General features: G+C 69.5%; 11 protein-coding genes. 5 read left to right on the forward strand and 6 right to left on the reverse strand.

Features of this window, described 5'->3' with window-relative positions; all coding sequences use genetic code 11:
• Window positions 1–20: 20 nt before the first annotated feature.
• The gene (gene purL / locus FBZ33_RS31980) at window positions 21–2,690 is read left to right on the forward strand and encodes a phosphoribosylformylglycinamidine synthase subunit PurL (RefSeq protein ID WP_141912138.1); all 2,670 of its coding nucleotides are present in this window, start codon (window positions 21–23) and stop codon (window positions 2,688–2,690) included.
• 4 nt (window positions 2,691–2,694) lie between these two features.
• Window positions 2,695–3,450: a 2-phosphosulfolactate phosphatase gene (locus FBZ33_RS31985; protein WP_141913062.1), complete on the forward strand. Its 756-nt coding sequence runs from the start codon at window positions 2,695–2,697 to the stop codon at window positions 3,448–3,450.
• A gap of 72 nt (window positions 3,451–3,522) precedes the next feature.
• Here FBZ33_RS31985 and FBZ33_RS33880 read toward each other — a convergent pair whose 3' ends face one another.
• Window positions 3,523–4,119 carry a fibronectin type III domain-containing protein gene (locus FBZ33_RS33880; RefSeq protein ID WP_370453117.1) on the reverse strand — a complete coding sequence of 199 codons (597 nt, stop codon included), beginning with the start codon at window positions 4,117–4,119 and terminating at the stop codon, window positions 3,523–3,525.
• Between FBZ33_RS33880 and FBZ33_RS33590 the strand changes: the two genes are divergently transcribed.
• A complete protein-coding gene (locus tag FBZ33_RS33590) occupies window positions 4,004–4,939 on the forward strand; it encodes a hypothetical protein (protein ID WP_255509088.1) in 936 nt (311 codons plus the stop codon). The genes FBZ33_RS33880 and FBZ33_RS33590 overlap by 116 nt on opposite strands.
• Window positions 4,940–5,040: 101 nt before the next feature.
• Here the strand turns inward: FBZ33_RS33590 and FBZ33_RS31995 are convergent, their stop codons facing one another.
• The 5 genes from FBZ33_RS31995 to FBZ33_RS32015 all read right to left on the reverse strand — a co-directional run bounded on the left by FBZ33_RS31995 (window position 5,041) and on the right by FBZ33_RS32015 (window position 9,789).
• A complete protein-coding gene (locus tag FBZ33_RS31995; RefSeq protein WP_141912140.1) occupies window positions 5,041–5,436 on the reverse strand; it encodes a hypothetical protein in 396 nt (131 codons plus the stop codon).
• A 311-nt stretch (window positions 5,437–5,747) separates the two neighbouring features.
• Window positions 5,748–6,242, reverse strand: coding sequence for an NUDIX domain-containing protein (locus FBZ33_RS32000; protein ID WP_141912141.1), 495 nt, complete (start codon window positions 6,240–6,242; stop codon window positions 5,748–5,750).
• A gap of 88 nt (window positions 6,243–6,330) precedes the next feature.
• The gene (locus FBZ33_RS32005) at window positions 6,331–6,714 is read right to left on the reverse strand and encodes a hypothetical protein (RefSeq protein WP_141912143.1); all 384 of its coding nucleotides are present in this window, start codon (window positions 6,712–6,714) and stop codon (window positions 6,331–6,333) included.
• A gap of 235 nt (window positions 6,715–6,949) precedes the next feature.
• A complete protein-coding gene (locus FBZ33_RS32010; RefSeq protein WP_141912145.1) occupies window positions 6,950–7,780 on the reverse strand; it encodes an acyltransferase in 831 nt (276 codons plus the stop codon).
• Between the two features lie 164 nt (window positions 7,781–7,944).
• Window positions 7,945–9,789 (reverse strand): hypothetical protein, encoded by a 1,845-nt coding sequence (locus tag FBZ33_RS32015; protein WP_255509089.1) that lies wholly within the window; start codon window positions 9,787–9,789, stop codon window positions 7,945–7,947.
• A gap of 347 nt (window positions 9,790–10,136) precedes the next feature.
• Between FBZ33_RS32015 and FBZ33_RS32020 the strand changes: the two genes are divergently transcribed.
• Both FBZ33_RS32020 and purF read left to right on the forward strand, forming a co-directional pair.
• A complete protein-coding gene (locus tag FBZ33_RS32020) occupies window positions 10,137–10,460 on the forward strand; it encodes a sterol carrier family protein (protein ID WP_099849700.1) in 324 nt (107 codons plus the stop codon).
• A gap of 167 nt (window positions 10,461–10,627) precedes the next feature.
• A complete protein-coding gene (purF, locus tag FBZ33_RS32025; RefSeq protein ID WP_141912146.1) occupies window positions 10,628–12,166 on the forward strand; it encodes an amidophosphoribosyltransferase in 1,539 nt (512 codons plus the stop codon).
• Window positions 12,167–12,173 lie beyond the last annotated feature (7 nt).

Below are 12,173 nucleotides of genomic sequence, written 5' to 3' on the forward strand. Positions count from 1 at the left end.
GAGCGCAGCGAGGAGAGGTCATGACCACCCATCCGGACCCGGTACGCGACACACCGGAGGCGTACTCCGCTCCGTCGCAGCCGGCGGAGCCCAGCCTGGCGCAGCCCGTGGCACCGGCCACCGCCCCCGCCCAGCCGGCTCCCGCCGTCTGGACCGAGGGCGTGGACACCGTTCCGCGCGCCGACGGCACCCCGGGCGAGCTTCAGCCGTACACCGAGCTTGGTCTGCGCGACGACGAGTACGACCGGATCCGGCAGATCCTCGGCCGCCGGCCCACGCAGTCCGAGCTCGCGATGTACTCGATCATGTGGAGCGAGCACTGCTCCTACAAGTCGAGCAAGGTGCACCTGCGCCAGTTCGGCGAGAAGGCCCCGCCCAGCGACCGGATGCTCGCCGGCATCGGTGAGAACGCCGGTGTCGTGCAGATCTCCGACGAGCTGGCGGTGACCTTCAAGGTCGAGTCGCACAACCACCCCAGCTTCGTCGAGCCGTACCAGGGTGCGGCCACCGGCGTCGGCGGCATCGTCCGGGACATCCTCGCCATGGGCGCCCGCCCTATCGCGGTGATGGACCCGCTGCGCTTCGGTGCCGCGGACCACCCGGACACCGCCCGCGTGCTCACCGGCGTGGTTGCCGGCGTCGGCGGCTACGGCAATTGCCTCGGTCTGCCCAACATCGGTGGTGAGCTGGTTTTCGACCCCTCCTACCAGGGCAACCCGCTGCTCAACGCGCTCTGCCTGGGCGTGTTGCCGGTCGAGCGGCTGCAGAACAAGGCCGCCGCCGGCCCGGGCAACGTTGTCGTCCTGATGGGCGCCAAGACCGGCCGCGACGGCATCGGCGGCGTGTCGGTGCTGGCCAGCGCGACCTTCGACGAGGGCAGCGAGGCACGTCGACCCGCCGTGCAGGTCGGCGACCCGTTCATCGAGAAGCTGCTGATCGAGGCGTGCCTTGAGCTGTACGACGGCCAACTGGTCGTCGGCATTCAGGACCTCGGCGGCGCCGGCCTGACCTGCGCGCTCACCGAGACCGCCGCCGCGGCCGGCACCGGCATGCGGGTCTGGCTGGAGCGGGTGCCGCTGCGCGAGCCCTCGATGGACCCGCACGAGATCCTGGCCAGCGAGTCGCAGGAGCGGATGCTGCTGGTCGTCGAGCCGGAGAAGCTCGACGCGGTGCTCAAGACCTGCGAGAAGTGGGGCGTTCTCGCCACCGCGATCGGTGAGGTCACCGCACCGGAGCCGGACGGCAGCCCGGGTCGACTGCTGATCACCTGGCAGGACCACCTGGTCGTCGACGTGCCGCCGGGTTCGCTGGTCGACGATGGTCCGGTCTACGCCCGGCCGATGCGTGAGCCGGCCGACCTGATCCTGCTCCAGGCCGACCGGGCCGAGACGCTGCCCCGGCCGGCCGACCCGGAGGCGCTGCGGGAGACCGTGCTGCGCATGATCGCGTCGCCGAACCTCGCCGACAAGACCTGGGTCACCGAGCAGTACGACCGCTACGTGCTGGGCAACACAGTGCTCGCCCAGCCGGAGGACGGCGGCGTTATCCGGATCGACGAGCGGACCGGGTTGGGTGTGGCCCTGTCGGTTGACGGCAACGGCCGGTACGCCAGGCTCGACCCGTACAACGGCACCAAGCTGGCCCTGGCCGAGGCGTACCGGAACGTGGCGGTGACCGGCGCGAAGCCGATCGCCGTCACCGACTGCCTCAACTTCGGCTCCCCGGAGGACCCGGGCGTCATGTGGCAGTTCGCCGAGGCCGTCCGCGGCCTCGCGGACGGCTGCCTGGAGCTGGGCATCCCGGTGACCGGCGGCAACGTCAGCTTCTACAACCAGACCGGCGCGGCGGCCATCCACCCGACCCCTGTGGTCGGGGTGCTGGGCGTGCTGGACAACGTCGCCAACCGGGTGCCGATGGGCTTCGTGCCGCGCGCCGGTGGCGACCACGACCAGCTCTACCTGCTCGGCGAGACGAACGTGGAGCTGTCCGGCTCGGAGTGGGCCTGGGTGACGCACGAGCACCTCGGTGGCATCCCGCCGCAGGTCAACCTCGCCCGGGAGAAGGCGCTCGCCGAACTGCTGGCCGAGGCGGCCCGGGTCGGTCACCTGGCCTCCGCGCACGACCTCTCCGATGGTGGTCTCGCCCAGAGCCTGGTCGAGTCCTGCCTGCGGCGTGGCGTCGGTGCACGGGTCGCGGTGCCGGAGCAGTTCGCCGAGGGCTCGATGCCGTTCGTCTACCTGTTCAGCGAGTCCGCCACCCGGGCGTTGGTCTCGGTACCGCGGGGCCACGACAAGGCGTTCGCGGCGCTCTGCGCCGAGCGGGGGGTGCCGTTCGAGCTGATCGGTGTCACCGACCCGTCCGGCGGCGCGCTGGAGGTGCACGGCCAGTTCCGGATCAGCCTGGACGAGCTGCGTACCGCGCACACCGAGACGCTGCCGCGCCTCTTCGGGGGTGCCGCCGCCGTCGAGGTGCCCGCGCCGGCCGCCGGCGTGGCGGGTGCGGTCGAGGCCGTCCCGCTGCCGGTCGCGGAGGCCGAGCCGGTCGATCCCGCGGAGGTGGTCTCCGAGCCGATCGCCTCGTTCGGGCCGGTCCCGCAGACCGGTGCCGTCGAGCCGATCGAGTCGGAGCAGCCGGGCACCGCCGCCGAGTCTGACCCCGGTGTCGCCGAGCCGTCGCCTGACGAGCGCTGAGGCGTTGGCGGCCGCCGTCCACGGCCAACCTGGTTCCGGTGCCCGGTTCGACTGGGGGCTGACCGGGGCGGCCGAGCTCGGACGGGTCTGCGCGGCACTGGTGGTGGTGGACGTCCTGTCGTTCACCACCTCGGTGGAGGTGGCGGTCGCCCGTGGCATGCGGGTGCACCCGTTCCCCTGGGGTGAACAGGCCGCGGACTACGCGGTGCGGGTCGGCGCGACTGCTGCGGTGGGGCGGCGGCGGGTGAGCGCGGAGCATCCGTGGTCGCTGTCGCCCGCCGCACTGAGCACCGCGCCGGTGGTGGCGGACCTGGTCCTGCCCTCACCCAACGGCTCCGCCATCAGCGCCGCCGCCAGCGCCACAGGCCTGCCGGTGGTCGCGGCGTGTCTGCGCAACGCACCGGCCGTCGGGCGTTGGCTGCGCCGCCAGGGGTACGGCACAGTCGACGCCCCAATCGGTGTGATCGCCTCGGGGGAGCAGTGGCCGGACGGCTCGCTGCGACCGTCGGTGGAGGACCAACTCGGCGCCGCCTCGGTGCTGGACGCCCTCTCCGGCGTGCCGGGTGGGCTGTCCGTGGAGGCGGCCATGGCGCTCGCCGCCCTGGCCAGCACCCCGGATCTGCCCGCCGCGGTACGCGGCAGCGTCTCCGGACGCGAGCTGACCGAGAGTGGTTTCGCCGAGGACGTGGACGTCGCCGTCCAGGTGGGTGTGTCGACAGTGGTCCCGGTGCTGAGCCAGGGCGTCTTCTCCGCCGCCTAGGCATTGAATGGGCTGAGCCCCGGAACCGTTACCACGGTTCTGGGGCTCAGTTTTTGGTTGGTTAGTTGGTGGTTAGTTGCCGGTTGGTCGTTTGGGTGTTTGGCAGGTGGTTCGGGCTGATTCGAGGGTGCCGTTGATGGAGGTGACGCAGTATTCGTAGTTCCAGAAGCCTGAGGTTAGGTAGGCGATGCCGTGGGTGGGTTCGGTGAATGTTTCTTCGCTTGGGGTCAGGGGGCTGCCGTTGGTGAAGTCGCGGGTCCAGACGCGGTAGCCGGCGGCTGTGTCGTTTTTGGTCCAGGTGAGTTGGACGGTGTTGGCGTCGAGGGGGTTGATTTGTAGGCCGGTGGGTGCGGTGGGGGTTGTGGTGCCGACCCTGATGGGGCGTGCGGGGCTGGGGACGCCGGAGCCGGTGGTGTTCCAGCTGGCTACCGAGATGAGGTAGCGGTGGTTGGGGTTGAGGCCGTCGATGCGGGCGGAGAAGCCTTTGATGCCGGTGCTGGAGAGGATGGCGTTGGGGGTGTCCTGGTCCCAGAAGAGGACTTCGTAGCGTTCGATGGCGCTCGGGTTGGTGGGTACGCCCCAGGTGATGGTGAAGCCGGTGGCGGTGGGCTGGGTGATGATTCCGGTGGGTCCGGGGGGTGCCGTCGGGTTGGCTGTCGCGGTTCTGATGGGTGACCAGGCGGATTTTTGGTCGTCGGTGTCGCCGTTGTCGGTGCGGACCTGGTATTCCCAAGTCAGGCCTTCGACGGAGAGGGTTCGTGAGGCATATGACGCTGTGCGGTCCGGGGTTCCTGTCTACGTAGCTGCGCTGGAGGCGTCCGAGGCTGCGGTCCGTCTGTACGCCGCTCGTCTGCTCGCCTGGTTCCCCGAGGAAGAGGGCTTGCTCGGCCCAACGTTGGCTGACCTGATCCGGCGGGAGCCGGAACCGGTCGTCGCGGCAACTGCCTGCGTTGCGGCTGGTCTGAGTTGCCCTGACGGCAGTGAAGCACTCGTTGGCGCGCTTTCAACTCGCCGAGACAGCGCTGACCTTGTGGAGCGCTGGTCGGCGGTGTTGGGCCTGTCGCGGATGTTGCGGCGCCCGGACCGGTCCCTGGTCAGGGATCTCTACTCGTGCCTCTTCTGGGCTGTCGAACCCGTTCCCCACTGGCCCTTTCTCGAAGGTGACATGGCCAGCTTGGCGGCCCTGACGATTGCCGACCTGAATCCGGACGTCGCCGGCGATCGCATCGATGTGCTGGCCGAGAGGGCGGCTGCTGCTGACCCCACCACGGACAACGTCACGCTGCTGAGGGCCCTGCTGGATGCCGCGTTCCCTGAGCCGGTGCCGGACACTGCGGAATTCGACGACCCCACGCTGGTCCAGCAACGAACGCTCGCAACGCTGTTGGGTAGCAACATCCTGCAGGGCGGGGCGATGGTGGCCATGCTTCTCGGGCGGTACAACCTCCCTGACAGTGAGCCACGGCTTCGAACGTGGTGCAGCGGTTGATGCATGCCGGGTGCGCCAAGGCCCGCTTGACGTGGCGGGCCGGGCGGCCAACTTTCAGGAGGTGGGGCGGCGGCAGACGGTGCGGATGGTGGGCGGGCGGCTCAGATGAATGTGTCTCCGCAGACCCGCCAGGGATCTCCGTTCCGGCCCTCCAGGGAGAGGTCGACCTCGCGGGTCGCACCGTTCGCCCCGACGAGCCGCACGTCGATCCGCGCCTCATAGCCGGGTTCGTCCGCGAACGCCCCGCCGAGGACGGCGTGATCGACGGGCCGGAAGCCGTCCTTGAGCTTGGCGACGAAGGCGTCTTGAGTCATAGCCTTCTGGGCGTCGGCGCAGAGCAACTGGTATGCCCCGGCGTCGTCACCCGCTTCGACCCGGTCGAAGTATTGCCCGGCGACCGCCTTGGCATCGTCGATGTCCGGCCCCGCGAACCAATACAGAAAGAATCCGGTCACTGGAAGCGCGCAGATCACCAAGGTGACGACGATGCCGATCACGAGACCGACTTGGGTGCCGCTCGACCAACCACCGCTGCCTCCGCTGCGCGGCGAGGGTGGCATCATTTCGCTTGGCGACAAGGGTGGCATCATTTCGGGACCCGGCGCTGACGGTGACGAGGTCATATTCGCGACGGTATTGATCGCCGACACCGAACCGACCACGTTCCGGACACGACTAAGTCAAGATCGCTCGCCGGGCGTCGCCACCTCGGGTGGTAACGCCCGATCATGCGGCGCACCATTTCCGGGACGTTGTCCCTCGGCCGCTTTGGCCGCGCGGATCGACTGGGCAGACGACCTGGGGATGCTTATGAAGCCACCTCGGCACACGCACGGCAGCCGGCCTTGGCTCCACCATGACTGTGGTTACAGTCGGTGACAGCTGAGTGCGTGCGGACGCAGTCGAATTCCGGCAGAGAACGAACCATTGCTGCCAGGACGCCGTGCGCGAGGGGGAGGCCACCCAGCTCGCTGATCCTGAACCAGGCAATGTCGTCATGCTCCTCAGGTGCACTGTTGGTGGGAGAGCCGACCCAGTCGCCAATTTGCCAGACACCCACGTGAACGGCGTCCTCGCCACTGCCGTCATGCACGACGCCCACGCGTGAAGCGGACTCCGCCACAATCTGAACACCGAGCTCCTCGTGCATCTCACGTGCGAGGGCTTGTAGTTCCGATTCACCCGCTTCGACCAGCCCGCCGGGCAGGTCCCAGACATCTGGGTACGCCCGTTTGGTCGGCCTGCGATGGACCAGCAGGATTGCACCGTCCCGTACGAGTGCACCTGTGACGACGACACGCATGACGGGATTAGAGCACGGGGATAGGACACGTTCGTTCCCATCAACGAGGGCTCCCAGCCGTCCAGATCTGCGGGAGACAGCGGGTCGATCACGACGGTGACGCTGGGTGTCCGACGGTGGTGGTGAAGGTGACGCAGCGGATCTGGTCGAGAGTTTCCAGCCACGCACCGTCCGCGGCGCAGTCCGAAGGACGGTGAACGGTCCGGGTGACTTCGGCATCGTGAGCACTTGCGCAGTTGACCACCTTCACCCGGCCACTCACCTCGCGCAGTCCGTCAGTCGTGGCGATGCCCGTTTCGCCGAATACCTGGAAGCAGGTGCCGGCCGGGAACGCACCTGATCGCTGGCGGCGGTGATAGGCGCCCAGGGACAGGACCGCCCCGGCCAGCACCACCAACACCACCACGGACGACCCGGCCAACCATAGGGCCCGCCGTCTACGAGCCTTGTTGTCGCCCGTGTCGTCAGCCATTGCCACCCTCCGATCGGCAGCGCCGAGACTAGAGCACGACGCCGGTCAGCGGGGGACGGCCGGGACCGCACCCACGGACGACAATCGCCGCCAGTCCGGAGCAACGACGACAGGAGAGCGAGAGCCCACGCCAGTCACCAGTTCCCGCCTGACGAAGCGGTCCCTGGGCAGGTGCGGCACGACCGGGGGGCGGCATCCGCCCAGCCGAACCGGAGGTACCCGGCCCGGTGTCGGTTCATCGGACGTCGAAACCACCGGTGCTGCGGTAGACGCCGGGTTCGAATTCCTGGCTCCGTACACCGTGCCCGGTGAGGACGATTTCGGTGGGCTGTTCGGACACCATTGCCAACTCCTGCGGTTCCTGCGCCACGGGCGGCGCGGGCGGATCCTGCGGCGCGGGCGGCACGCGGCGCGGGTAGAGATTGCGTAGGAATCTCTCCACCGGGTGTTCGACCCAGCGGTAGCAGGCCCACGCCAGGGCGATGCCCATCACCGTCCAGATCAGCAGGACCTTGAGCTTCGTCCAGCTCGCGGGGCTGGACTTCACAGTGCCCATCAGCCAGTGGATGACCGACAGGTGGACCAGGTAGAAGGCGTAGGACCAGGCGCCGAGGGCGACGAGAGGTTTGCTCCGGAAGATCGAGGGGCGCCCGGAGATGTCGCGGATCGCTGCCGCGAGCACCACGACTACGCAGGCCGGCACCAGGCCCTGCTGCGACCAGTGCGCGCCCCACCAGCTCTGCTGTGCACCCCACCACAGCAGCAGCACCGAGGCGGGCACCGTCGACAGGGCGAGCCACAGGTTGAGTTTCGGCCGCCATCCGCGCAGGAGCGCAGCGGCGGCGATCATTCCCAGCAGGAATTCGACGAATCGGACCGGCGGGAAGCGAAGGAACCAGGAGAGCCGGATCCAGTACTGCTTCGGGTCGATCAGATCCTGCACGAAGAACCAGTAGGCCCATTCGACGAACAGGCCAACCGCCGCGATGATCGCGAGCGCCGGCAGCCGCAGCCGCAGCAGCGGCCGGATGACGATCTTGAGACAGTTATCCCAGGTAAGACTCATCCAGCCAACGACAGATCCAAATGAATCGCTCCCACTGGGACCTCGGGCCCAGGCTCCCCTGTAATCGGCCTTACGGCGAGGTGCCGCCCCCGGACGCAGAAAAGAGCGGCTGCCCGGTTCGGGCAGCCGCTCTCGTCGTTCGAGGCCGGACGGAGGAGTCCCGGTCAGTCGTCCAGCCAGTCGAGGCGTCGGCCGCCCCGCTCGGTCGGCGGCGGGGTGTCCGGCCGGGCCCGCCCGCCCTGCTGGTCGTAGCCCCGGTTGTCGTAGCCGCCGGGCTGCGGGGGCTCCTGACCGTAGCCACCACCCTGCTCGTAACCGCCGGCCTGCTGGCTGCTGCCGTAGCCGCCCTGGTCGTAGCCCCGGTTGTCGTAGTCGCCGCCGCGCTGCTGCGGGGCTTCCTGCCCGTAGCCGCCGCGCTGCTCGTAGCCGCCGGCTTGCTGGCCGTAGCCGCCCTGGTCGTACGCGCTGGTCTGCTGGCCGTAGCCGCCTGCTGGCTCCGCAGCCCGGCCGCCGCCGTACGGGGCCGGGTCCGGCTGGCCGTAGCCCTGCCCCTGCTCGGGCTGGTAGACGCCGGTCGCGTACGGGTCGGCCGGAGCCGGGTACTGGGTGTTGTCGCCGGTGTACCGGCCGGTCGGCTCGTCGTACCGCTCGCCGTAGGCCGCTCCGCCAGCGGGAGCCGGCGGGTAGGCGGCGGTCCCGGCCGGCGCGGTGTAGTCACGGCTGCCGTAGCCGCCACCGGAGGCCGGAGCGTTGCCGTAGGCCGGTGCGCCGCCATAGCCAGCGCCGGAGCCGGGCGCGGCGCCGTAGCCGTCACCGGCCGCGCCAGCGCCGTAGCCGCCCTCGGGGCCCGCGGGAGTGCCGTAGCCGCCGCCAGAGGCGGGTGCGTTGCCGTAGCCGCCGGCACCGTAGCCACCCGGTGCCGGCTCGTCGCCGTAACCGGCGCCGCCCCAGCCCTGCTGGCCCGCGCCGCCGTACGCCTGTGCAGGCGCGGCGTACGGGTCCGGCGGAACGTCGTCGACCACCGGGCGGTGCATCATCGTCGGCGCATCGCTCAGCGCCGCGCCACCGATCATGGTCGGGTCCGCCCCGCCGCCGGGCCGTCCGCCGACCACCCGCGTCTCTTCGGCGCCACGGAAACCGCCCCGCGCAGGTGGGACCGGACCGCCGCCGCCAGCCGCCGCAGGGGCGTCGTCGTCGTCGCCGTTCTCCCTGCGCTTCATCCAGAGCAGCACGATGGTGCCGACGCCGGCGGCCACCAGAAGACCGCCGAGCAGAATGATCAGGTACGAGCCCATGCCGCCGCCGCTGTCCTCGTTGTTCGAGGCGTTCGCCGCGGCACCTGGGCTGGCGTCCTCGGAGGCCTGCTCCTCGGCGCCCTCGTCGGTCGCCTCCTCGGTGGGAGTGGCCTCGGCGGTAGCAGATGGGGTGGCGCTGGGCGTCACTTCGACCTTGATATCCAGGCTGATGCGCTGCCCGGTAACAGACTGTCCCGCGTTCGCGTTCAAACTCTTGGTGGCATTGATGTTGTCGAAACTGGCACCAAGGTCGAGCCGTCCCGGAGCGATCGGATTGCCGGCGGTTCCAGTGATTCTAAAGTCGCCGCTTCCGTTGCTGACGGTGTCGAACCGCTTGCCGGTGCTGTCCTGAAGGATCACGATGGCGTTAGGCACCGGCTCGCTGTTGGCCCTCTTGACCACCTTGCCGGAGACCGACCGCACGGTCTGGTTCTGCGGCGTCGACGGCGGCGCGGCCTTGCCCTTGACCGTCAGCGCGACGGTGGCGGTGTCCGGGCCCGAATCGGCCTCGACAGCCACCGTGACGGTCGCTGTCGCGTCGCCGGCGTTGTCGTTGGCCGCGATCCTGACCAGCACCGACCTGGCTTGGGGGTTGCCCAGACCGGGGAAATCGACGTCGCCGCAGCCGCTGGCGCAGCTGACGCCCGACGGCAGACCGGACAGGCCGATCTTCGCCTTCCGGTCGTTGTCACCGGGAGTGACGCGCACGGTCACCGTGGCGTCGCTTCCGGCGTTTACGGTGACGGAGCCGGGGGAAACTTCGACATCTGCGGCCATGGCTGGTGTGGCGGGGACGGCGAGCAGAGCGCCGGCAACCAGCGCTACGACCACACCGGCCCGCTGGTTCCAGGCACGTCGGTGTGTTGACACGTCCACCGCCTTCCGGGCTGACTTCCCTCTGACCGGCGGGGCGCCGGGCCGGGGATCATCACGGTTCAGATACGCCGTCGGCAACTATGCCTTGTCCGACCGGATCGGCGCGACCCAGGGCCAGCGTCAGGTAGTTGGCCTGCGGGTCGTATCGTCCCGTCGTGTCCTCTCCGCACAGTAAGTCCGCTGCCGTGACGGCGGCGTTGTTGGCGCTTGACGAGGGGCGTACGCCCGAACGGCCGGTGTTCCGAGAGGCGGTCCGGTCGTTGTTGGCCGTCCTCGCGGAGCGCGCCCCCGGCCGATCGGTGGAGGTGCGCGTCCCACCATACGGGGCGATCCAGTGCGTACCCGGACCTCGACACACCAGGGGAAACCCACCAAACGTCGTCGAGATGGCTCCCGACACCTGGTTGCGGTTGGCGACCGGGAGGATCGGCTGGGTCGAGGCGGTCGCCGAAGGTCGCGTCCAGATGAGCGGTGTCCGCGCGGATCTCTCGGCGTATCTGCCCCTCTAATTATCTCAGAGTCCCACTCACGGTGACGGCCTGCGCAGGAATCGTGACTATCTGTATTGACGGCGATTCGCGTACACTGTCAGGCGACGACAGTGGTCCCGGCAGAGAAGTGTGGATCCGCCCGTGATCCCGCCCGGCCGGTCCAGACCAGCATGAGGGAGCGGTAGGTGCCCCGAGGCGACGGCCGGCTGAGCCACGACCTTGACCCCCAACGACCTGGCCCCCAGGATGCCTGTGGCGTCTTCGGCGTCTGGGCCCCCGGCGAAGAGGTTGCCAATCTGACCTACTTCGGCCTCTACGCCCTGCAGCACCGCGGCCAGGAGGCGGCGGGCATCGCGGTGAGCGATGGCTCCGGCGTGGTGGTCTACAAGGATCTCGGGCTGGTGGCCCAGGTCTTCGACGAGCCCACCCTGGCGAGCCTGCGTGGCCATCTGGCCATCGGGCACGCCCGCTACTCCACCACCGGCGCGTCGAACTGGGAGAACGCCCAGCCGACGATCCGGTCGACCACCTCCGGCACGACCATCGCGCTGGCTCACAACGGCAACCTGGTCAACACCGCCGAGCTGGAGAAGGAGGTCGCCGAGCGCGGCCTCGTCGCGGACGGTTCGACCAACGACACGTCCCTGGTGACGATGCTGCTCGCCAGCCGACCGGATCTGTCGGTCGAGGCGGCCGCACTGGAGGTGCTGCCGCAGTTGCGTGGCGCGTTCAGCTTCGTCTTCATGGACGAGTCGACCCTCTACGCGGCCCGCGATCCGCACGGCGTCCGCCCGCTGGTGCTCGGCCGCCTGGAGCGCGGCTGGGTGGTGGCCAGTGAGACCGCCGCACTGGACATCGTCGGTGCCAGCGTGGTGCGCGAGGTCGAGCCGGGCGAGCTGATCGCGATCGACGAGAACGGCCTGCGCTCCACGCGGTTCGCCGCGCCGGAGCCGAAGGGCTGTCTCTTCGAGTACGTCTACATTGCCCGCCCGGACGCCACGATCGCCGGGCGCAACGTCCACTCGGCGCGGGTGCAGATCGGCCGGCAGTTGGCCAAGGAGCACCCGGTCGAGGCCGACCTGGTGATCCCGGTGCCCGAGTCGGGCACCCCGGCCGCGATCGGCTACGCGGAGGCCTCCGGCATCACCTACGGCGCCGGCCTGATGAAGAACCCGTACGTGGGGCGCACCTTCATCCAGCCGTCGCAGACCCTGCGTCAGCTCGGCATCCGGCTCAAGCTCAACCCGCTGCGGGAGAACGTTCGGGGCAAGCGGTTGGTGGTCGTGGACGACTCGATCGTGCGCGGCAACACCCAGCGCGCCATCGTGCGGATGTTGCGTGAGGCGGGGGCGCTGGAGGTGCACGTCCGGATCTCCTCACCGCCGGTCAGCTGGCCGTGTTTCTACGGCATCGACTTCGCCACCCGGGCGGAACTGCTGGCCAACGGGTTGGACAACGACGGCATCCGGCGCTCCATCGGCGCCGACACGCTGGGTTACGTCTCGCTTCCTGGCCTGATCGCCGCGACCGAGCAGCCGAAGACCAGGCTGTGTCGGGCGTGTTTCGATGGGGAGTACCCGATCGAGCTGCCGGCCGGCAACCTGATCGGCAAGCACGTGCTCGAAGGGGTGGGCCGACGGGTCGCCAACTCGGCGCTGGAAGCCCCGCACACCAACGGCTCGTTCGTCGCCACTCCGGGTGGCGTTACCGCAAACCGCCCGTAGCACCAAC

Source organism: Micromonospora sp. A202 (assembly GCF_006715105.1).
GTDB lineage: Bacteria > Actinomycetota > Actinomycetes > Mycobacteriales > Micromonosporaceae > Micromonospora > Micromonospora zamorensis.